Source organism: Aminobacter ciceronei (genome assembly GCF_014138625.1).
Classification (GTDB): Bacteria; Pseudomonadota; Alphaproteobacteria; order Rhizobiales; family Rhizobiaceae; genus Aminobacter; species Aminobacter ciceronei.
Genome location: NZ_JACJHY010000061.1, coordinates 1 through 20,377 on the forward strand (window position 1 = coordinate 1; position 20,377 = coordinate 20,377).

The following is a 20,377-nucleotide window of genomic DNA, read 5'->3' on the forward strand; positions in this document are numbered from 1 at the left end:
GCCAAATACACCATCAATGCCGCGCGCACCTTCGGCATCGCGGAGCATGTCGGCTCGCTCGAAGACGGCAAGATGGCCGACATCGTCATCTGGCGGCCGGCCTTCTTCGGCATCAAGCCGGAGCTCGTCATCAAGGGCGGCTTCATTGCCTGGGGCGCGATGGGCGACAGCGCTGCTTCGCTGATGACCTGCGAGCCGCTGCTGCTGCGTCCGCAATGGGGTGCCTTCGGCCGGGCCAAGCAGGCACTGTCGGCATGCTTCGTCAATCCGCTCGCCATCGAGCGCGGACTGGCCGCGACGCTCGATTTGAAGAAGGCATTGCTGCCCTCACGCGGCAATCGCACCCTGTCGAAGAAGGACATGCTGCACAATGACGCCTGTCCCAACATCCGCGTCGATCCGCAGACCTTCGACGTCTTTGTCGATGGTGAGCTGGCGACATGCGAGCCGGCTTACGAGTTGCCGCTCGCCCAACGCTACATGCTGAGGTGACATCATGGACACCAGGACGACCTCAATGAATCCGCCTCCCTCGCGCGTCGGCGCCGCCCGCATCGGCATCGGCGGTCCCGTCGGCTCCGGCAAGACCGCGTTGATCGAACGGCTGATCCCGGCCTTTGCGGCGCGCGGCGTGTCGCTGGCGATCGTCACCAACGACCTTGTCACCGCCGAGGACGCCGAGCGCATCCGCCGCTCGGGCCTGATCGACCCGGCACGCGTCGCGGCTGTCGAGGCGGGCGCGTGCCCGCACACCGTCATTCGCGAGGATCCCACCCTCAACATCGCCGCCGCCGACGATCTCGAGGCGCTGTTCCCGGATGTCGAGCTGATCCTGATCGAAAGCGGCGGCGACAATCTCGCCTCGACCTTTTCGCTCGACCTCGTCGACTGGTGGATGTTCGTCATCGATGTTGCCGGCGGCGATGACATTCCGCGCAAGAACGGCCCCGGCGTGCTCAAATGCGATCTGCTGGTCGTCAACAAGACCGACCTTGCCCCTTATGTCGGCGTCGACCTCGCGGCGATGGCAGCACAGGCTGCCACCGCGCGCGCCGGCCGGCCGATGGCGCTCACAAACTGCCGCAGCAATGAAGGGGTCGACACGATCGCCGACCGCATCCTCTCGGACGTGTTGTTCAGATGATCAGCCACTGGCCACAACTGCGCTCCGAGCATGCCACGCCGCATCCGCGCCAGGCCGGGGCGCGCAACGGCCGCTTCGAGCTGTCGCTGTCCCGTCATGGCGCGCGTACGCATATCGGGCGCCAGTACGTCTCCTACCCGTTCCACATGACGCGGCCGTTTGCACTCGATGTCGCCATCCCGTCCCTGCTCACCGTCTACCAGCAGTCTTCCTCGGGCGGGCTCTACCGGGACGACAGGCTTTCGAGCCGCCTCGATGTTGGGACGGGCGCCGCCGGCCACGTCACCACCCAGGCGGCCACGGTCGTTCACGACTGTTACGGCCAGGTGGCTCGCCAGACGACCGAGATCGTGCTGCAGGAAGGGGCGTTCCTGGCGCTGACCCCCGATCCGCTGGTGCTGTTTCCCGGTGCCGCGTGTTCGAACATCACCCAGGCCCGGCTCGCGCCCGGTGCGGTGCTGTTGCTGTCCGACGCCTTCGCCCTGCACGACCCGCAGGCGCGCAACCGTCCGTTCGAGAAGTTGCAGGCGAAGGTCGAGATTCGGGACGCCGACGGACGGCTGCTCGTGCGCGACAATCTTGACATCGCCGGAGCGGACCTTGCCGGACCCGCTTCGCCCGTCGGCGCATGGAAAGTCGTGTCCAGTTTCATGCTCGTTGGCGCGCCTGACCGGCTGCCAACTGTCGATGAGCTCGCCGGTCTCGGTCGAGCGGAACGCCAGGTCGCCGGCATCACCGCGCTGCCCAATGGAGCAGGCTGGGGCGTGCGCTGCCTGGCGGCGGACGCGATCGCGGCGCGCGGCATCGCCAACGATCTCTTTGCGCTCGCAGTGGTTGCGGCCTTCGGCCAGCAACCTGCGCGGCGGCGCAAATGACGACCAATTCGCATCTGATCTGTGAATGATGAAAGGAACAGGATCATGAACAGCAAATCTCTCATTCGGACAGCGGCACTGGCCGCCTTCTTACTGGCGCCCGGTCTCGCCAGTGCCCACACCGGCATCGGCCATGTCGAAGGTTTCGCCCACGGCTTTGCCCATCCGCTCGGCGGGCTCGACCATGTGCTCGCCATGGTGATGGTTGGGCTCTTTGCCGCCCAGCTGGGCGGCCGGGCCCGCTGGCTCGTTCCGGCAAGCTTCGTGTCCGTGATGATCCTGGGTGGCGCACTTGGTCTTGCCGGCATTGCCGTGCCGTTCGTCGAACTCGGCATCGGCCTGTCGATCGTCGTTCTCGGTGGTGTCGTCGCCTTCAACCTGCGCGCCGGAGTGGCGGCGGCCATGGCGCTGGTCGGCTTCTTCGCGGTCTTCCATGGCTATGCCCACGGCGCCGAGATGCCCGAAAGTGCTAGCGGTCTGGCCTATGGCGCAGGCTTTGTGCTGGCGACGGCGATGCTGCACGCGGCCGGACTTGGCTTCGGCCTGGCTCTCGACGGCAAGGCCGGCGTACGTGGAGCGGTCGTGGTCCGTTCGCTTGGCGCGCTCGCCGCTTTCGCCGGTATAGGCGTGGTGACCGGCCTCGTCTGAGACAGGCAGTTTCAGCGGCCGCCCCCACAGGGCGGCGGCTGCAGGCTTAAAAGCAACGAGGTGCCAGGATGAGCAGTTCAGTTCTCACGCGTCCGGCTCGCGCCGCGGGCTTCCTTGCGCGCGGAGCTACGGCATTCGCCAGGACGGCCGCGCCGGCTGCGCTTCAGCAGGATCCGCACGCGGTCCGGGCACCCAGCGAGAACGAACTGCAGGCCGCGATCGGGCGCGAGGTACGGGCCTGCCGCAAGCGCCGCGGCATGACGGCAACCGAGCTTGCGGGGGCGGCAAACATCTCGGTCGGTATGATGTCGAAAATCGAAAACGGTGTCATCTCGGCGTCGCTGACCACGCTGCAGGCCCTGTCCCAGGCGCTTGGCGTCCCGATGACCGCGCTGCTCAGAAGCTTCGAGGACGAGCGCAGCGCGGTCTTCGTCCGGGCGGGCACAGGCGTCGAGGTGGAGCGGCGCGGCACCCGCGCCGGCCACCATTACAATCTGCTCGGCTACATCGGCTCGTCATCCAGCACTGTCTCCGTCGAGCCCTATCTCATCACCTTGACCAGCCACACCGACACCTTCCCGCTGTTCCAGCACGCGGGTATGGAATTCCTCTACCTGCTCGAGGGCGAGATCACCTATCGCCACGGCCCAACGCTCTATCACATGTCGCCCGGCGACAGCTTGTTCTTCGAAGCCGACACCCCACACGGTCCCGAACAACTGACAAAGCTGCCGATAAGGTTTCTGTCGATCATCTCTTACCCGCAGGGCGGAGAAGACTGACTTGCCACATGGCTGGTGTCGGTCCCCTTACCGGACCTGCGCCTGGACCACCGTCACCGCGATCATGTGAAAGGCGTCCTCTGCCGTGCAGCCGCGAGAGAGGTCGTTGGCCGGCTTGGCCAGGCCCTGGAGGATCGGGCCGATGGCGTCGGCGCCGCCGATGCGCTGGGCGATCTTGTAGCCGATGTTGGCGGCGTCGAGATTGGGGAAGACGAAGACATTGGCTTCGCCATGCAGCGCCGAATTGGGCGCCTTGGAGGCGCTGACGGCTTCGACGAAGGCAGTGTCGAACTGCAGCTCGCCGTCGATGACAAGGTCGGGATCGGCGGCGTGTGCCAGCCGGGTTGCCTCGACCACCTTGGAGACGCGCTCGTGGGCAGCACTGCCATTGGTCGAGAACGACAGCATCGCCACCTTGGCCGGTGCGCCGGCGAGCGCCTGGTAGGAGCGGGCGGACATGCGGGCGATGTCGGCGAGGCCGGCGGCATCGGGATCGACCACCAGGCCGCAGTCGGCGAAGACGAAGGCGCCCTTCTTGGCGTGATGGGGTTGGCACAGCATCATCAGGAAGAAGCTCGACACCAGCCCGACGCCCGGCGCCTTGCCAATCGTCTGCAACGCCGCCCGCACGGTATCGGCAGTGGTGGCGACAGCGCCGCCCACTGTGCCGTCGGCCTCGCCTTCGCGCACCATCATGGCGGCAAAGACAAGGGGGGAGCGCAGCGCCTCGACAGCCGAGGCTTCGTCGACACCCTTGGTCTTGCGGAGCTCGAAATAGGCATTGGCGAGGCGCGACGCCAGCGCGGAGGAAACAGGGTCTTCGATACGGAGATCGAGCTGGCTCGCGCCGGCGTCCGCAAGTGCCTGTTCGATGATGCCGCGGTTGCCGACCAGAGTGATCTCGGCGACGCCCTCGTGGCTGGCCCGGATCGCAGCTTCGACGATACGCGGGTCCTCGCCTTCGGGGAGAACGATGCGCCTGGGGGCCTGTTTCGCCGTGGCGAGGATGCGTTCCAGCGGTTTCATCAGGCGTGCCCCAGATAATAGATGCCAGCGAGGATGAAGAGGCCGATGAAGATGGTCTCGGCGACGATAAGGGCGACCGCGTCGCCGCCGACGTCGAGCACACGGCGTAATGAGGTCTTCATGCCGACGGCGACGATACCGGCGAGCAGGGCCCAGCGCGACGTCTCCATGCCGACCTTCGACACCGCCTCCGGAATGAGGCCGAAGGAGTTGATGGCGGCGAGAATGAGGAAGGCGATGACGAAACCGGGCAGCAGCGGCGGGCGCTTGCCGCTCTCGCCGACCGAGCCGACATTGCGGGTGGCGAGCGAAAAGATCAGCACGACCGGTGCCAGCATGGTGACGCGGATGAGCTTGACCAGCGTCGCCGTCTCACCCGCCTCTGGCGAGACCGAAAAACCGGCGCCGACGACCTGAGCGACGTCGTGGATGGTGCCGCCGAAGAAGATGCCGGTGGCGCGCGCGTCGAGGCCGATGGCCTGGGCGATCATCGGGTAGAAGATCATGGCGAGTGTCGACAGCACCGTCACCGACAGCACGGTGAAGATCAGGTTGCGCTCGGAGAACTCGTTCTTGGGTAATACTGCGGCGATTGCCATGGCGGCCGAGGCGCCGCAGATGGCGACCGAGCCGGAGGTAATGAGGGCAAGGCGCCAGCCGCGGCCGAGAAGTTTGGCGGCGGCGAGGCCGAACAGGATGGTCGCGGCGATGGCGGCAACCAGAAGCAGGATGGTGCTGGCGCCAAGCCCGATCAGCAAATCGACGCTGATGCGCATGCCGAGCAGGGCGACACCGATTCGCAACACTTTCTTGGCGCAGAAGTCGATGCCGGCGACGCAGCGGCCTTCCTCGGACAGGAAGTGGAAAGCGATGCCGAGCAGCAGTGCCATCAGCATCGCCGGTGCACCGTAGTGATCGGAGAGGAACTGTGCCGCGATCGCCACCGCAGCGGTGACGGCAAGGCCGGGCCAGTAGACCTGCACCACCGAAGGCAGGCCATTGAAACGTTGTGTCGCAGCGGCGGTGTTCATTCAATCATTCCCGGTCAAGAAGGTGTTGGCAGACCGCCCGCCCGGCGAACCGGGCGGACGCTTTTGCAGCGAGGTCAGGCGCGCTTCTGGGGGCGCATGTCGGCGCGGTCGATGCCAGCCACCGGCACCGGCTTCTTCATCGCGTCGCGGCGGAAGGGCTCGCCGAGTTCCTGGTTAAGCACGACCTCGACGAAGGTGGTGATGCCCTTGGCCTGGTCGTCGATGGCCTTGGCCAGCGCCTCGGTCAGCTTGGCCGTGGTGTCGACGACGACACCCTTCAGGCCGCAGCCCTCCGCCACCTTCGCGTAGCTGAGGTTGGGGTTGAGTTCGGTGCCGACGAAGTTGTTGGAATACCACAGCGTGGTGTTCCGCTTCTCTGCACCCCACTGGTAGTTGCGGAAGATCACCATGGTGATCGCCGGCCAGCCTTCACGGCCGATCGCACCCATCTCGTTCATCGAGATGCCGAAAGCGCCATCTCCGGCGAAGCCGACCACCGGCACGTCGGGGCAGCCGATCTTGGCGCCGACGATCGACGGGAAGCCATAGCCGCAAGGGCCGAACATGCCCGGTGCGAGATATTTCCGGCCCTGTTCGAAGCTCGGATAGGCGTTGCCGATGGCGCAGTTGTTGCCGATGTCGGTGGAGATGATCGCTTCCTTGGGCAGGGTCGCCTGGATCGCACGCCAGGCCTGGCGTGGCGACATGCGGTCGGCCTCGCGCAGGCGGGCGGTGGCGTTCCATTCGGTGCCGACGTCGTCCTCTTCGTGGTCCATCGACGACAGCTGCTGCAGCCAGGCCGAGCGGTTCTGGTGGATCGCCGCCTTGCGCTGCTCGCGGCCTTCATTGCCGGCCGAGGGCGTCAGTTGCTCGAGGATCTGGCGGGCGACCTGCTTGGCGTCGCCGCAGATGCCGACGGAAACCTTCTTGGTCAGACCGATGCGATCGGCATTGATGTCGACCTGGATGATCGCGGCATTCTTCGGCCAGTAGTCGATGCCGTAGCCGGGCAAGGTCGAGAACGGGTTGAGGCGGGTGCCGAGCGCCAACACCACGTCTGCCTTGGCGATCAGCTCCATCGCTGCCTTCGAGCCGTTGTAGCCGAGCGGTCCTGCGGCGAGACGGTGGCTGCCGGGGAAGGCGTCATTGTGCTGGTAACCGCAGCAGACCGGCGCGTCGAGACGCTCGGCCAGCGCCATGGATTCGTTGATGGCGTTGCCGATGACGACGCCGGCTCCGTTCAGGATGACCGGGAACTTTGCTTCCGACAGCAGGCGCGCTGCTTCCGTGATCGCCTGCGGGCCACCGGCGGGGCGCTCGAAACGCACGATAGAGGGCAGGTCGACGTCGATGACATGGGTCCAGAAGTCGCGGGGGATGTTGATCTGCGCTGGGGCGCAACCGCGCCAGGCCTTCTCGATGACGCGGTTCAGCACCTCGGGAATACGTGAGGGATCCCGCACCTCTTCCTGGTAGCAGACCATCTCCTCGAACATCGCCATCTGGTCGACTTCCTGGAAGCCGCCCTGGCCGATGGTCTTGTTGGCTGCCTGCGGCGTGACCATGAGCAGCGGCGTGTGGTTCCAGTAGGCCGTTTTCATCGCGGTGATGAAGCCCGTCACACCCGGGCCGTTCTGGCCGATGGCCATGGACATGGTGCCGGTGGCGCGGCTGAAGCCGTCGGCCATCATGCCGGCATTGGTCTCATGCGCGCAGTCCCAGAACTTGATGCCGGCCTTGGGGAACAGGTCCGACACCGGCATCATGGCCGAGCCGATGATGCCGAAGGCATGCTCGATGCCGTGCATCTGCAAGACTTTGACGAAAGCTTCTTCGGTGGTCATTTTCATTTTCTGGGTTCCTTTCGATGGGGGCAGGTCTGGTCTTGGGAGTCGGGTCCGATTTTTGGGCCGATGCGCTAGAGGATTTCGTCCTTGAGGTAATACCAGCGGTACATTCCCCACTGGCCGAGGCGCCGAAACGGTGTCAGCAACCCGTGGCTGGGCAACGGGGAGGTGAAGATCGGCAGGTCGAGTTCGCCGCCCTTGCCGGCGACCATCTGGGCCATGCGGCGGCCGGCCTGGGCCGAGTACATGACGCCGTTGCCGCCATAGCCCATGGCGTAGAACAGCTGTTGCTTAGGATCGGGCCGGAAGATGCGGGGCATCATGTCGTGGCTGACGTCGACCCAGCCCCACCAGGAGTAGTCTACATCGATGCCGCGCAGGATCGGAAACTTGCGGTAGAGCCCTTCGAGCAAACGGTCGAGGTGACTTGCATTGACTGCGTCCCGCCCCGTAATGGCGCTGCGGCTGCCGATCTGCACACGCCCGTCGGGCAGCATCCGGTAGTAGTGGCGCAGCGTGCGTGTGTCGGTGAGCGGGATGCGGGTCTGGAAGTTCAGCGTCTCGCGCTCGCTGTCCGTCAGCGGCCGCGTCACGATCGAGTTGGACAGGATCGGCATCAGCCGGTGGCGCGTCAGCTCGTGCAGGCCGGGCGAGGTGTAGCCGGCGGTGGCGATGCAGACTGCGCGCGCCCTGACGATGCCGCCCGGCGTGCGCAGGTGATGTATGCCGCCCTTGATTTCGCTGCCGAGGACTGGGCTTGAGGTGTGCACTTTCGCACCCAGCTTGCGGGCGAGCCTGAGATAGCCGAAGGCGAGCTTGGCGGCATGAATGCCCATGCCGTCGGGCTCGTACATCGCGCCCTTGGCTTCGGCGTCGCGAACGAAATCGCTGTGGACCTCGTCGCGGCCGACCATGCGGGCGCGGTAGCCGAAGATGTCGTTGAGCAGGCGCGTTTCCTTTTCCAGCGCCGGCAGAACCTTGTCGCGATGGGCGATGTAGAGATGGCCGCCATCCTGAGGATCGCAGTCGATCTCGGGCTGGCTGATCAGGTCGCGAAACAGGTCGAAGGCTTCCGCTATCTCGACATGCATTTTTCTGGCGACGTCGACGCCCCAGCGCTCGATCCACTGCGAACGCTTGAGCCGGCCGGCCGAAATCTGCGCCTGGCCGCCATTGCGGGTCGAGCAGCCCCAGGCGACGCCATTTGCTTCCAGCACCGTCGCCTTGATGCCGTGCTCCTTGGCCAGATGAATGGCACAGGACAGGCCGGTATAGCCCGAGCCGATGATGGCGACATCGACGTCGATGTCCTGCGTGACGGGGCCGTCGTCTTCCGGCTGCGGGCCGGCGGTGGCGATCCAGTAGGTCGGCGCGTAGTCCTTGCCGGCGCCCGGGTTTTGTGCATGGACCGGGTCATAGGCCGGATCGAACGGCAGACGTTGTGCCGCGGACCTCAAGAGTTGATGTTCCATTGACGTGGTCCTCCCGAGACCGCTCAGGCACCAGCCGCAATCAGCGGCCGGTTCTTGCGGAAGGCCTGCTTGCGGACGATCTTGCCGTCATCGAGCGTGAACAGATCGCAGCCCTCTGCTTCGACGCGGCTGCCGTCGACGTTGGTGCCGGTGAACGTCCATTCCGAGACGGCGCGGTCGCCATGGACGAAGTGGCCATGATGGGCCCAGTGCGCGTCCGGCATCGCTTTCCAGACGCCGCTGAAAGCAGCGGCGATCGCCTCGGTACCTTCGAAGCGGGTGCCGTAGGCCTCTGGGCCGGCGACGCCGTTGAAGACGCAGTTGCCGGCGAAGAACTCCATGACGCCGTCGATGTCGTGGCGGTTGAAAGCGTCGAAGAGGCGAGCCAGGCCGTCGGCGGTGAGTGACATGTCGTGGTCCTCGTATCTGTACGGCAGAGCCTTTGGGCATGGCTTCGCCGTGGCCGGACAAGCCGGCGGATTGGTCTGTCTGTTGGTAAGATCAGGTTTGGCGTCAGCCTGGTGGCGACGTCGCCGGGTGTGCAAGTTTTGGCATCAGATCTTGCCCTTCCAGGGGATCATCGCCTTTTCCAGGTAGCGCAGCATGAGGTCGAAGGCGAAGGCGAAGATGCCGATGACGATGATGCCCATGATGACCGTATCGCTGGCGAGATACTCGGCGGCGTTCAGCACCATGAAGCCGAGACCGCGGTGGGCGGCGACCATTTCGGCGGCGACGAGCGTGGTCCAGCCGACGCCGATGCCGATGCGCATGCCGGTGAAGATCTCGGGCAGGGCGGCCTTCAGGATCACCTGGGAGATGACCTGGGCGCGGGTGGCGCCCATGGCATAGGCGGCATGGATCTGTTCGGTCGACACCGAGCGGACGCCGGCACGGGCGGCGATCGCCATGGGCGCGAAGATGGCGAGATAGATCAGGAACACCTTCGGGAATTCACCGATGCCGAGCCAGATGATGATCAAGGGCAGATAGGCGAGCGGCGGCAGTGGCCGGTAGAACTCGATGATCGGGTCGAACAGGCCGCGCACCGTGCGGTTGACGCCCATCAGGATGCCGACCGGAACGGCTGTGACCAGCGCCAGGAAGAAGGCGCCGAGCACACGGCCAAGGCTGGCCAGCGTGTGCTGGATGAGCGTCGAGTTGGAAACGCCATCGGTCATGGCGACGACGAACTTGTCCCACACGGCAAGCGGCGAGGGCAGGAACAGCGGCTGGACCCAGCCCATCTCGGTGATCAGCAGCCAGAGACCGAACAGCACAAGCGCCGTGATCAGGCTGATATGGCCGCTCATGCCGTCGCCCGGCGCGCCATAGATCTTGCCCGGGCGTACGGACTTGGCCCGTGAGAGGCGCTCAAGCATGGAGGTGTTCCGGATTGCCGGACTGGCGCTCGTCGCCGTAGATGATGCCGAGGATCTGCTCGCGCATGTCGATGAAATCGCGGCTGGATTTGATTGCACGTGCGTTGCCCTCCTCAAGGAAGCGCCGATTGAAATCGAGCTCATAGGTGTGGGTGATGCGGCCCGGGCGCGGCGACATGACGATCAGCCGGGAGCCGAGGAAAAGTGCTTCTTCGACGCTGTGCGTGATGAAGAAGAACATCTTGTTGGTCAGCTGCCAGACCTTGAGCAGCAGCTCCTGGATGGTCTCGCGGGTGAGCGCGTCGAGCGCCGCCATCGGCTCGTCCATCAGAAGCATCGCCGGGTCGCAGGTCAGCGCACGGGCGATGCCGACGCGCTGCTGCATGCCGCCGGACAGGTGGTAGATCATGTGGCGGTGAAAATCCTGCAGGCCGACAAGGGCGAGATTCTTGGTCGCCAGCTCGCGCCGGGTCGCCTTGTCTATGCCACGCAGCTTGAGCCCGAATTCGGTGTTGTCGATGACATTCAACCAGGGCAGCAGCGCGTGCTTCTGGAAGACGACGCCACGGTCGGCGCCTGGGCCGACGACTTGACGTCCGCCAAGTGTGATATCACCGTCGGTTGGTGTCATGAAGCCGGCCATCAGGTTGAGCAGTGTGGTCTTGCCGCAGCCCGAGGCACCGAGGGCGACGACGAAATCGCCGCTCTTGACCTCGAGGTTCACGCCCTTGAGCGCAATCACCGCCTGGTCGGAGTAGAGGCCTGGATAGGTCAGGCTGACATTGCTGACGTTGAGGGTTTCCATCGCGTCGAGCCTTTCGAAGAAAATGCAATCGAGTGGTGGAGAAAGTGCCGCCGACCGGCATCCGACCGGCGGCACGTCCAATGTTACTTGGATGCGTCCTTGGCGTAGCTACTGTTGACGAAGGGCGCGTAGTCGTCGAGCGCCTTGTCGATCTGCTTCTGGGCAACGAGGAACTTGGCGCTTTCATTCAATGCCTTGATGGCGCCTCCGCCGAGCCATGTTTCGGATGCCTGTTCGTCGGCATTGGGGAACGACAGCAGGTTGAGCGCTTCGACCGCACCTGCGCCGTCACCGCCGATCAGCTTGACGATGCCCTGCACCTGAGGCGAGTCCGCCGTCCAGCTTGCCTTGTTCTTGTTGTAGTCGGCGTAGGATTCAGACAGCACCTTGGTGAAGGCGGCCATGAACTTCGGGTTCTCGGCGGCCCACTTCTTGTCGGCGACAAGGCCGTCGAAGGTCGGTACGCTGGCAGCACCGATGGTCTCTGAATCGGCGATGGTCTTGCCGTTCTTGAGCAATTCGGTCAGTGCCGGCGGCCAGACATAGGCGGCGTCGATGTCGCCACGCTGCCAGGCGGCGATGATCTGCGGCGGCTTCATGTTGAGGATGTTGACCTCGCGCGGATCGATCTTCCACACCTGCTCGAGGCCGACAAGAAGATGGAAGTGCGAGGTCGACACGAACGGTACGCCGACATTCTTGCCCTTCAGATCCTCGGGCTTTTCGATGCCCGAGCCGTTGCGGACGGCGAGCGCCTCCGACTTGCCGATATTGTCGAGGATCCAGAACAGTTCGAGATTGACGCCGCGCGTGGCGGCGGCGGTGGTGCCGGTCGAGCCGATCACGCCGATCGGCACGCTGCCGGAGGCGAGAGCCGTCGAGATGTCGCCGCCCGAGCTGAACTGGCGCCAGTCGACGGTGTAGCCCGCTTCCTTGGCGGCGGCGTCGAAACGTCCGTCGGCGATGGCCGTGACGAACGGCCCGACGATCTGCTGATAGCCGACGACGACCGTCGTTTCGGCATAAGCGAGACAGGAGGTGAAGACGCCGGCCGCTATGGTTGCGGCGCCGGCCAAATGCTTGAAATGCTTAAAGTGTATCATCGTTACCCTCTTGTTTTGTTAGCCACCGGTTATTCCGGGAACTTGCCGGCTTTGATGCCGGTCTTGGTTCTGGACATAGGGTTAAATGGAACCTTTGAATTGCCTTATATCCAGATTGGAAGTTGAATGACTCCAGATTGAACCTGCGTGGGACCATGGCACAGGCGACAGTTTCGGAGACGATCTTCTTTCTCGACCGAGCGAGCCGCATCGGCCTGCAGGCGCAGATCCGCGAGACCGTGGTCTCGGCGGTGCTGTCTGGCCGGCTGCAGCCTGGCGCTCAGCTGCCCTCGACCCGCAAGCTTGCTGAATATCTGAACATTTCGCGCATCACGGTGACGCTTGCCTATCAGGAACTGGCGTCTCAGGGTTATGTCGAAACCGCCAGCCGAAGCTCCTATCGTGTTGCCGGCAACCCGCCGACGACCGTGCTCGAAGCGGCGGTGTCCGGCGTCGGCGCAGACGAAATCGACTGGTCGATGAAACTGCGGTCGAGTTTCATCGTTGCCAAGCAGATGCGCAAGCCGCTCGACTGGCGCCGCTATCCTTATCCGTTCCTCTACGGCCAGATGGACCCGTCGCTGTTCGATCTCGGCGCCTGGCGCGACTGTGCCCGGCGTGCGCTGGCGCGCGAGGATTTTGAACTGATGGCCGGCGACTTTGCCGCTGCCGACGACGTGCAGCTTGTCAACTACATCTGCTCCAGGACGTTGCCCAGTCGCGGCATTCGCGCCACGCCTGATGAAATCCTCGTCACGGTGGGAGCGCAGAATGCACTGTGGATCGTCACCCAGCTGCTGCTGCGGCAGGGCGCGCACGCCGTGTGCGAGAACCCCTGCCACCCTGACATGAGCGCATCGCTCAAGCTGAGCGGTGCAGACGTGACGGCCATCGACGTGGACAAGGAAGGCCTGCCGCCCGAGGTCCTGCCTGCCAAGGTCGACGCGGTCTTCGTCACGCCGAGCCACCATTCGCCGACCGGCGCCACCATGCCCGTCGAGCGCCGCGCAGCACTCCTGGCAGCTGCCGCCGGCAGGGACTTCATCATCGTCGAGGACGACTATGAGTTCGAGATGAGCTTTCTCGCGCCGCCGTCTCCGGCGCTGAAGTCCTTCGATCGCAGCGGTCGGGTGTTCTACATCGGCAGCTTTTCCAAATCGCTTTTTCCGGGCCTGCGGCTGGGCTATCTCGTGGCGCCGGCGCCGGTCATCCGTGAGGCGCGAGCGTTGCGTGCCCTGATGCTGCGTCATCCACCCGGCCATCTCCAGCGCACTGCAGCCTACTTCCTCGCGCTCGGCCACCACGATGCGGTGCTGCACCGCATGCGTGGCGAATACCACAAGCGCCACATCGTCATGGCCGAAGCGCTGAAGCGCGAAGGCTTCACCATCGCCGGATCGTCAGCCTTTGGCGGCACCTCGTTCTGGGTCGAGGGGCCCGATGGGCTGGATGCGGACCTTTTGATGAACGAACTCAAGCAGGACGGCGTGCTGATTGAATCCGGCTCGCCGTTCTTTCCCGATGCGGACGGGCCGTGCCGCTTCTTCCGCATGGGGTATTCGTCGATCCCGCGCGACAATATCGCCGAGGGTGTTGTCCGTGTGCGGGCAAGGATGAATCGGCTGCTGGCACAGGCTTAGATCGGGACCTGCCGCTCTATTCGACCACTTCGTAGACGTGGCGCTCAAAGCGCTCGAGCAGCGTGTGCATCCGCTTGCGTGCGGCTTCGAAGTCGGGCGATGCTGCGCGTGCAGCCCGGTCGGCGTCATAAGCTTCCCTTGAGGCGAAGCTGCATTCCCAGCGTATGTCAGGTCCGTTTCCTTCCGTCCGCACAAGGATGCGCCCGGGATCCAGGCCGAGTTGGCGCCTGATCTCTGTCGCCTTGCGGCGCTGCTTCAGAACCTCATCCGCCTGATCCTCTTTGGCGAAATAATTGGTCGCTTCGACAATCATCTTTTCCTCCGCTGCCTTCCTACCATGCATCACGGCCGTTTCGGTCGGCCATGAAAAATCGATCCCGGGATCGCTTGACATCCAAAAATATGATCATAAAGTGTGATCACACTAGATGATCGCATCGTACAGAGATGCCTCCGCGGTGACAAGGAAAAGGTAGAGACCGGTGCCCACGATCAAGTCCATCGAAACGCTCATTGTTCAACTGCCGACGCGGCGCGAGCACAAATGGGCCGGCCTGACCGAGGTCATCGGTCGCTATGTCATGGTCAAGATGACCGACAGCGACGGCCGGGTCGGCTGGGGCGAGGCGCCGGCGCTGAAGGACTGGGGCGGTGAGTTCGGCCGCTACTTCGGCGAGTCCGCCATGATCACCCGCAGCGTCATCGAGACCTACCTGGCGCCTGCCGTCATCGGTCTCGAACTCGGCAATTTTGCCGAGCTTCATGCCCGCATGGATGCCATCATCCGCGGCTATCCCTATTCCAAGGCGGCCGTCGAGTTCGCGGCCTATGACCTCGCCGGCCGCTGGCTGAACGTTCCCGTTCATACGTTGCTCGGCGGCAAGGCGCGCGACAAGGTCGCCATCACCCATTCGATCGGCCTGATCTCGATCGAAGAGGCCAAGGTCGAGGCAGCCAAGCTTGCTGCCGAAGGCATCAAGACGATCAAGGTCAAGATCGGCGTCGACCCGGCGCGCGACGTCAAGATGGTCGCGGCAGTCCGCGAGGCTGCAGGCGAGGCGATGGAAATCTGCGTCGACGCCAATGAGGGCTACAAGACGCCTGGCGAGGCGGTGCAGACCGTGCGCCAGATGGAAAAGTACCGGCTCAAATATGTCGAGCAGCCGGTGATGGGCATCGAGCGCATCGCCGAAGTTGGCCGCCGCATCGACGCGCCCGTCATGGCCGACGAGTCGGCATGGAACGCCCATGACGCCATCCAGATCATCCAGAATGGCGGTATCCAGATCGTCTCGATCTACACCACCAAGGCCGGTGGCTTGTACAAGGCGATGGAAGTCGGCGCGGTCTGCCGCGCCGCCGGCATCATCTGCAACGTCAACGGCTCGATCGAAACAGGCATCGGCAACCTCGCCAACGTCCAGGTCGCGGCTGCATCGCCGGCAGCGACGTTGTCCTGCGTCATCCCGATCTCGACACCGGCCGAGGCGCAGCATGGTCAGGTCGGCGGCATCTATTACAAGGACGACCTTTTGGTCGAGCCGATGCAGGTCGTCGACGGTGCGGTCGTCGTGCCGTCGGGGCCGGGCATGGGCATCGATGTCGACCTCGCCAAGGTCGAAAAATACCGCGTGCGCGACTGAGCGCCGGTCAAGAAACTCAAGGAGAGGAACCAAATCATGCGGGCAGAAATCGTAGCCAAGCAGGTGAGGGCAATGGCCGAGCATGGGCTCGACGCCATCATCTGCTCGTCGCCCGAGAACTTCGCCTATACCACAGGCTTCGTCGTGCCGTCGCAGCCGCTGATCCGCCACCGCCATGCGATGACCATCGTCACAGCGGACGGCCGCACCGCGATCTTCGGCGTCGACATGGAAGCATCAACGATCAAGCGCCGCTTGCCTGACATGCCGGCCCGTATCTGGGCCGAATTCTCCGACGATCCGATGCTGGTGCTGGCAGACCAGCTCGCCGGCCTCGGCCTTGGCAAGGCGCGCATCGGCCTTGAGATGGACTATCTGCCGGCCGGCGATTTCGCCCGGCTGATCGCGGCGATGCCCGGCGCGCGGTTCGAGCATGCCGAGCCGATCCTGGCGCGGCTGCGCCAGATCAAGACGGCTGAAGAGGTCGCATTGCTTAGCAAGCTCTCTCGGATCGCCGACCAGGCGATCACCGACACGCTGGCGGTGGTCGATGCCGGCGACTCCGAGATGGACATTGCCGGTCATTTGACCCGCAACGTCTATTCGCTTGGCGCCGAACACTTCAAGCTGCTGATCGTCGCTACCGGCGAGCGGTCGGTGCTGCCCAATGTCGGCCCGTCCGACCGCATCCTCAAGCGTGGCGATGTCTGCCGCGTCGAGATCTTCTCGGTCATCAACGGCTACCAGGCCGGCGTCTGCCGCACGGCCATCGTCGGCGAGGCGCCGCCCATGGCCGACAAGATCTGGGCTCACCTGGTCGAGTGCAAGTATGAGATCATGGAGAAGGTGAAGCCCGGTGCGAGCTGTCGCGAGATCTACGACGCCTTCATCGCCAAGCTCGCCAAGCTCAACCTGCCGCCGATCTCGTTCGTTGGCCACGGCATTGGCCTGCACCTGCACGAAGACCCCTATCTCGGCCTGACGCCGGTGCTCGGCAAGCCGGGCAGCGACGCGCCGCTGGAAGAGAACATGGTGCTTGGTTTCGAGCCGCTCTGCTACGACACCGGCTATGGCTACGGCATGCAGAACAAGGACATGCTTCTGGTGACGTCGAAGGGATCGGAGCTGTTGTCCGATTACGCCGACACCGACAAGCTGATCCTTTGCGGCACCGCCAAGCAGGGCGGCAAGGTCAAGGCGGTGGCCTAAGGGCTACCGCTTGCGAAATGGCGGCCGGGGTGGTTGTTGGCCCGGTCGTCGCGTTCCGCTCGGAAGAGTGTGCGAATGCTCGGATATCGCCCGCTGTCACGGACCGGCGACGCGATCGGGAGGGTCCGTGGGTAAAGCATTGGGTGGAGCCGCATGCGTACGCTGATCGAAAATCTGAACTTCGCTTTCACCGTCGACAAGAACGACACGGTGCTGCGCAATGCGAGCGTGGTGGTCGAGAACGACCGCATCGCCGACATCGGAGCGGCCGACGATGTGGCATCGCGCCACAAGGGCAAGAGCTTCGACAAGGTCATCGACGGCACCATGCTGGGGATCTGCCCGGGCTTCGTCGACAGCCACGTGCATTTGTCCGAGACCCTTTCCCGCGCGGTCTTCCCCGATAATCTCAACACCCGCGCCTGGGTGTTCCACTGGGCCAAGCCGTTCTACGCTCACATAACGGAGGAAGACGAATATTGGGGCGCGCTGCTCGGCATCACCGAGATGCTGCGCTGCGGCACCACCTGCTTCCTCGACATGGGCTCGCAATACGATCCCGGCATCGTCATCCGCGCCATGGACAAGACCGGCATCCGCGGCATCACCGGCCGCCACGCCGCCGATAATCGCCCGTCGGAGCTGCCGCGCGGCTGGACCGAGGAAATGGCCGAGCATCACTTCTTCCCCGACGCGCAGACGGCGCTGAAGGTGCTCGAGGAAAACGTGCTGCGCTACAACAACACGCTCGACGGTCGTGCCCGCTGCTGGGTCAACATCGAGGGCAAGGAGCCCTGCAGCCTCGAACTGCATGTCGGTGCCGTGGCGCTGGCCGAGAAGCTGGGCGTCGGCACCACCTACCACCTGGCGACTTCGATCGAGGAGGCCAAGGTCTGCGAGAGCAAGTATGGCTGCTGGCCGATCACCCGCGTCGACAATGCCGGCGGCATCCGCAAGAACCTGGTCATCGCTCACGGCGCAGCCGTGTCGGATGAGGAGGTCAAGCTTCTGGCCGAGCGCGGCGCCAGCGTTGCCTTCTGCCCGTGCTCGTCGTTCAAGCTCGGCAAGGGCGCCACGTCGATCGGCAAGTACCCCGAGATGGTCAGGGCCGGCGTCAAGGTCGGCCTCGGCACCGACGGTGTCTCGGCCGCCGGTAACATGAACCTGATGCGGCAGATGCTCGTCGTTGCCGGCATGTTCAAGGATGCGCGGCTGAAGCCCGACATCTTCACTGCCCGCGATGCGCTGCGCGCCGCCACCATCGAGGGCGCGCGCGCCCTGATGTGGGACGACGAGATCGGCTCGCTGGAGATCGGCAAGAAGGCCGATTTCATTCTGTTCGATCTCGACCATGTCGAGTGGACGCCGTTCTACGATCCGCTGCAGGCGCTGGTGTTCTCGGCCTCGACGGCCTCGATCACTCAGACCTGGGTCGACGGCAAGGCGGTCTATGTCGACGGCAAGGTGCAGGGTGTCGACGAAGCGGGCATCCGCCGCAAGGCGCGCGAGCTGGCGGCTGCCGCCGTGGTGCGCGCTGGCCTGCACGAGGAAGACGTCGAGACGACCACGACACTGTACGACGAAGGCAACTGAGGGCTGGAGCTTGCCGCGTCTCGCGTTGCGGAAGGGTGCGGCACCAGCTATGAAGGCATACGTTCAAGAGGCTGCATGGGAGAGATCGGCCGCTGCGAGATGACACCGGCCGACGCCGACGGAGCAACCCCCCAGGAAACTCTCAGGCAAAAGTGACCATGCAGTTGAACGATCTGGAGAGAGGCGCCTCGAGCGTCCACCGAAGGGGAAAGCCGCACCGGCAAGGCTGACGCGGTTAAGCTCTCAGGTACAGCGACAGATTGGGGAAAACAGCGGGCTTCGGCCCGCACCCAACTTTGTTCGCGGAGAGTGAAATGCCCCATATTGCCGTTATCGGCGCCGGTATCACCGGCGTCACCACTGCCTATGCCCTTCTGGAGCGCGGCTACACCGTCACTGTCGTCGACCGCCAGCGTTATGCCGCGATGGAGACGTCGTTCGCCAATGGCGGCCAGCTGTCGGCCAGCAACGCCGAAGTCTGGAACCACTGGTCGACCTTGCTCAAGGGCATCAAGTGGATGCTGCGCAGTGATGCGCCGCTGCTGATGAATCCTCGGCCTACCTGGCACAAATATGCCTGGTTGGCTGAGTTCGTCTCAAATATCGCAAATTACCGCGACAATACGGTGGAGACGACGCGGCTGGCGATTGCCGCGCGCAAGCACCTGTTTGCGATTGCCGAGCGCGAGAACATCGACTTCGACCATGTCCGTCGCGGCATCCTGCATTTCTACTGGGACAGACCGAGCTTCCAGCACGCGCTGAAGGTCAATGCGATGCTGGTCGAGGGCGGTCTCGACCGCCGGCCGGTGACGGCGGAGGAGGTGAAGTCGATCGAGCCGACGTTAAATGGCGATTTTCATGGCGGCTTCTACACGCCGTCGGACTCGACCGGCGACATCCACAAGTTCACCTTCGGCCTCGCCAAGGCCTGCGAACGGCGCGGTGCGCGCTTTGTCTTCGACGCCAATGTCGAGCGTATCGCCCGGGATGGCGTGTTTTGCATCGGCTATACGACGTCAGGTGCCGACGGCCAGCCCGACTACAGGGTCGTCGAGGCCGACGGCATCGTCATCTGCGCCGGTTCCGCCAGTCGCCATTTCGCAGCGATGCTCGGCGACCGGGTCAATGTCTACCCGGTCAAGGGCTATTCCATAACCGTGCATCTCGACGACGAGCGCAGCCAGGTTGCCGCGCCCTGGGTCAGCCTGCTCGACGACCGCGCCAAGATCGTCACCAGCCGCCTTGGCGCCGGGCGCTTCCGGGTTGCCGGCACCGCCGAGTTCAACGGCATGAACAGAGACATTCGCGATGACCGCGTCAGACCGCTGGTCGACTGGACACGCATGCTGTTCCCGGATGTCGACACCAACAGGGTCGTGCCCTGGGCAGGTCTCAGGCCGATGATGCCCAACATGATGCCAAAGGTCGGCAAGGGCCGCCAGTCCGGCGTGTTCTACAATACCGGCCATGGTCATCTCGGCTGGACGCTGTCGGCCGCTACAGCCCAGATGGTCGCGGAGACCGTTTCGGGCGAGTTCCGCACCGACGCTGCACTTGCAGCCTGACCCGGGAGTTATGACGATGAACATGATGAACCGGATAAACGACAGCGTCTCCCTTCATGGCCTTTCTGTTGCGCGCGAGCTCCACGACTTCGTGGTCGCGGAGGCTCTGCCAGGGACGGGTGTCGATGCGGAGGCGTTCTGGGAGGGTTTTGCCGCGATCGTGCATGATCTGGCGCCGAAGAACCGGGCGCTTTTGGAGAAGCGCGACGACTTCCAGCTCAAGCTCGACGCCTGGTACCGCAAGCATGGCGCCCCTCACGACATGGCGGCCTACAAGGCGTTCCTGAGCGAGATCGGTTATCTTGTGCCGGAAGGTCCGGCCTTTGCCGTTACCACCGACAATGTCGATCCCGAGATCGCCACCGTCGCCGGGCCGCAGCTGGTCGTGCCGGTGATGAATGCGCGTTATGCGCTGAACGCCGCCAATGCGCGCTGGGGTTCGCTCTATGACGCGCTCTACGGCACCGACGCGATTTCCGACGCCGACGGTGCCGAGAAGACCAAGGGCTACAACCCCAAGCGTGGCCAAAAGGTCATCGCCTGGGCCAAGGCGTTCCTGGATCAGTCAGCACCGCTGGCTCAGGGCAGCTGGAGCGACGTGACCGGGCT

The 20,377-nt window shown here is 64.3% G+C and carries 19 protein-coding genes, 1 pseudogene and 1 riboswitch; of the genes and pseudogenes, 11 read left to right on the forward strand and 9 right to left on the reverse strand.

Features of this window, described 5'->3' with window-relative positions:
* The 5 genes from HNQ95_RS32000 to HNQ95_RS32020 form a co-directional block, all read left to right on the forward strand.
* Positions 1-492, forward strand: a 492-nt coding sequence (locus HNQ95_RS32000; protein ID WP_182576135.1) for an amidohydrolase family protein, incomplete at its 5' end; no start/stop codon positions are given.
* A 25-nt stretch (positions 493-517) separates the two neighbouring features.
* Complete coding sequence (gene ureG, locus HNQ95_RS32005; protein ID WP_246341083.1) at positions 518-1,144, forward strand: urease accessory protein UreG; 627 nt, start codon at positions 518-520, stop codon at positions 1,142-1,144.
* Positions 1,141-2,019: an urease accessory protein UreD gene (locus HNQ95_RS32010; RefSeq protein WP_067967430.1), complete on the forward strand. Its 879-nt coding sequence runs from the start codon at positions 1,141-1,143 to the stop codon at positions 2,017-2,019. The genes ureG and HNQ95_RS32010 overlap by 4 nt, the downstream gene beginning before the upstream one ends.
* Positions 2,020-2,064: 45 nt before the next feature.
* Positions 2,065-2,667 carry a HupE/UreJ family protein gene (locus tag HNQ95_RS32015; RefSeq protein WP_067967433.1) on the forward strand — a complete coding sequence of 201 codons (603 nt, stop codon included), beginning with the start codon at positions 2,065-2,067 and terminating at the stop codon, positions 2,665-2,667.
* A gap of 68 nt (positions 2,668-2,735) precedes the next feature.
* Positions 2,736-3,449 (forward strand): helix-turn-helix domain-containing protein, encoded by a 714-nt coding sequence (locus tag HNQ95_RS32020; protein WP_067967436.1) that lies wholly within the window; start codon positions 2,736-2,738, stop codon positions 3,447-3,449.
* A 27-nt stretch (positions 3,450-3,476) separates the two neighbouring features.
* On the opposite strand, the gene pta is transcribed toward HNQ95_RS32020, so the two are convergent.
* From pta to tauA, 8 genes are all read right to left on the reverse strand, one after another.
* Positions 3,477-4,475 (reverse strand): phosphate acetyltransferase, encoded by a 999-nt coding sequence (gene pta, locus HNQ95_RS32025; RefSeq protein ID WP_067967440.1) that lies wholly within the window; start codon positions 4,473-4,475, stop codon positions 3,477-3,479.
* The gene (locus HNQ95_RS32030) at positions 4,475-5,506 is read right to left on the reverse strand and encodes a YeiH family protein (protein WP_067967443.1); all 1,032 of its coding nucleotides are present in this window, start codon (positions 5,504-5,506) and stop codon (positions 4,475-4,477) included. Before HNQ95_RS32030 ends, pta begins: the two co-directional genes overlap by 1 nt.
* A gap of 74 nt (positions 5,507-5,580) precedes the next feature.
* Entirely contained in the window at positions 5,581-7,356 is a 1,776-nt protein-coding gene (gene xsc / locus HNQ95_RS32035) for a sulfoacetaldehyde acetyltransferase (RefSeq protein ID WP_182576134.1), read from the reverse strand.
* A 68-nt stretch (positions 7,357-7,424) separates the two neighbouring features.
* The gene (locus tag HNQ95_RS32040) at positions 7,425-8,825 is read right to left on the reverse strand and encodes an NAD(P)/FAD-dependent oxidoreductase (protein ID WP_067967449.1); all 1,401 of its coding nucleotides are present in this window, start codon (positions 8,823-8,825) and stop codon (positions 7,425-7,427) included.
* Positions 8,826-8,848: 23 nt separating this feature from the next.
* Positions 8,849-9,235, reverse strand: coding sequence for a nuclear transport factor 2 family protein (locus HNQ95_RS32045; protein ID WP_154384476.1), 387 nt, complete (start codon positions 9,233-9,235; stop codon positions 8,849-8,851).
* Positions 9,236-9,379: 144 nt separating this feature from the next.
* Positions 9,380-10,207, reverse strand: a complete 828-nt coding sequence (locus tag HNQ95_RS32050) for an ABC transporter permease subunit (protein WP_154384477.1) — start codon at positions 10,205-10,207, stop codon at positions 9,380-9,382.
* Positions 10,200-11,012, reverse strand: coding sequence for a taurine ABC transporter ATP-binding protein (locus HNQ95_RS32055; protein WP_067968425.1), 813 nt, complete (start codon positions 11,010-11,012; stop codon positions 10,200-10,202). The genes HNQ95_RS32050 and HNQ95_RS32055 overlap by 8 nt, the downstream gene beginning before the upstream one ends.
* Before the next feature lie 83 nt (positions 11,013-11,095).
* Positions 11,096-12,115 (reverse strand): taurine ABC transporter substrate-binding protein, encoded by a 1,020-nt coding sequence (tauA, locus tag HNQ95_RS32060; RefSeq protein WP_067967457.1) that lies wholly within the window; start codon positions 12,113-12,115, stop codon positions 11,096-11,098.
* A 155-nt stretch (positions 12,116-12,270) separates the two neighbouring features.
* On the opposite strand from tauA, the gene pdxR reads away from it, so the two are divergent.
* Entirely contained in the window at positions 12,271-13,755 is a 1,485-nt protein-coding gene (pdxR, locus tag HNQ95_RS32065) for a MocR-like pyridoxine biosynthesis transcription factor PdxR (protein ID WP_182576133.1), read from the forward strand.
* Between the two features lie 16 nt (positions 13,756-13,771).
* Here the strand turns inward: pdxR and HNQ95_RS32070 are convergent, their stop codons facing one another.
* On the reverse strand, positions 13,772-14,098 hold the full coding sequence (locus HNQ95_RS32070; RefSeq protein ID WP_210252507.1) for a hypothetical protein: 327 nt from the start codon (positions 14,096-14,098) through the stop codon (positions 13,772-13,774).
* A gap of 139 nt (positions 14,099-14,237) precedes the next feature.
* On the opposite strand from HNQ95_RS32070, the gene HNQ95_RS32075 reads away from it, so the two are divergent.
* From HNQ95_RS32075 to HNQ95_RS32095, 5 genes and pseudogenes are all read left to right on the forward strand, one after another.
* The gene (locus tag HNQ95_RS32075) at positions 14,238-15,398 is read left to right on the forward strand and encodes a mandelate racemase/muconate lactonizing enzyme family protein (RefSeq protein ID WP_067967465.1); all 1,161 of its coding nucleotides are present in this window, start codon (positions 14,238-14,240) and stop codon (positions 15,396-15,398) included.
* 36 nt (positions 15,399-15,434) lie between these two features.
* Positions 15,435-16,607, forward strand: a complete 1,173-nt coding sequence (locus HNQ95_RS32080) for a M24 family metallopeptidase (protein WP_067967471.1) — start codon at positions 15,435-15,437, stop codon at positions 16,605-16,607.
* A 153-nt stretch (positions 16,608-16,760) separates the two neighbouring features.
* Positions 16,761-18,200 (forward strand): amidohydrolase family protein, encoded by a 1,440-nt coding sequence (locus HNQ95_RS32085; RefSeq protein WP_154384479.1) that lies wholly within the window; start codon positions 16,761-16,763, stop codon positions 18,198-18,200.
* 66 nt (positions 18,201-18,266) lie between these two features.
* Positions 18,267-18,369: riboswitch (glycine riboswitch) on the forward strand.
* Between the two features lie 145 nt (positions 18,370-18,514).
* Positions 18,515-19,768 (forward strand): D-amino acid dehydrogenase, encoded by a 1,254-nt coding sequence (locus HNQ95_RS32090; RefSeq protein WP_182576132.1) that lies wholly within the window; start codon positions 18,515-18,517, stop codon positions 19,766-19,768.
* 10 nt (positions 19,769-19,778) lie between these two features.
* Positions 19,779-20,377: pseudogene (locus HNQ95_RS32095) on the forward strand (malate synthase G); the annotation flags it as partial.

Coding starts and splice junctions, on each gene's coding strand:
- ureG (WP_246341083.1), top strand. CDS start 518: ATGAATCCGCCTCCCTCGCGCGTCGGCGCCGCCCGCATCGGCATCGGC.
- HNQ95_RS32010 (WP_067967430.1), top strand. CDS start 1,141: ATGATCAGCCACTGGCCACAACTGCGCTCCGAGCATGCCACGCCGCAT.
- HNQ95_RS32015 (WP_067967433.1), top strand. CDS start 2,065: ATGAACAGCAAATCTCTCATTCGGACAGCGGCACTGGCCGCCTTCTTA.
- HNQ95_RS32020 (WP_067967436.1), top strand. CDS start 2,736: ATGAGCAGTTCAGTTCTCACGCGTCCGGCTCGCGCCGCGGGCTTCCTT.
- pta (WP_067967440.1), bottom strand. CDS start 4,475: ATGAAACCGCTGGAACGCATCCTCGCCACGGCGAAACAGGCCCCCAGG.
- HNQ95_RS32030 (WP_067967443.1), bottom strand. CDS start 5,506: ATGAACACCGCCGCTGCGACACAACGTTTCAATGGCCTGCCTTCGGTG.
- xsc (WP_182576134.1), bottom strand. CDS start 7,356: ATGAAAATGACCACCGAAGAAGCTTTCGTCAAAGTCTTGCAGATGCAC.
- HNQ95_RS32040 (WP_067967449.1), bottom strand. CDS start 8,825: ATGGAACATCAACTCTTGAGGTCCGCGGCACAACGTCTGCCGTTCGAT.
- HNQ95_RS32045 (WP_154384476.1), bottom strand. CDS start 9,235: ATGTCACTCACCGCCGACGGCCTGGCTCGCCTCTTCGACGCTTTCAAC.
- HNQ95_RS32050 (WP_154384477.1), bottom strand. CDS start 10,207: ATGCTTGAGCGCCTCTCACGGGCCAAGTCCGTACGCCCGGGCAAGATC.
- HNQ95_RS32055 (WP_067968425.1), bottom strand. CDS start 11,012: ATGGAAACCCTCAACGTCAGCAATGTCAGCCTGACCTATCCAGGCCTC.
- tauA (WP_067967457.1), bottom strand. CDS start 12,115: ATGATACACTTTAAGCATTTCAAGCATTTGGCCGGCGCCGCAACCATA.
- pdxR (WP_182576133.1), top strand. CDS start 12,271: ATGGCACAGGCGACAGTTTCGGAGACGATCTTCTTTCTCGACCGAGCG.
- HNQ95_RS32070 (WP_210252507.1), bottom strand. CDS start 14,098: ATGCATGGTAGGAAGGCAGCGGAGGAAAAGATGATTGTCGAAGCGACC.
- HNQ95_RS32080 (WP_067967471.1), top strand. CDS start 15,435: ATGCGGGCAGAAATCGTAGCCAAGCAGGTGAGGGCAATGGCCGAGCAT.
- HNQ95_RS32085 (WP_154384479.1), top strand. CDS start 16,761: ATGCGTACGCTGATCGAAAATCTGAACTTCGCTTTCACCGTCGACAAG.
- HNQ95_RS32090 (WP_182576132.1), top strand. CDS start 18,515: ATGCCCCATATTGCCGTTATCGGCGCCGGTATCACCGGCGTCACCACT.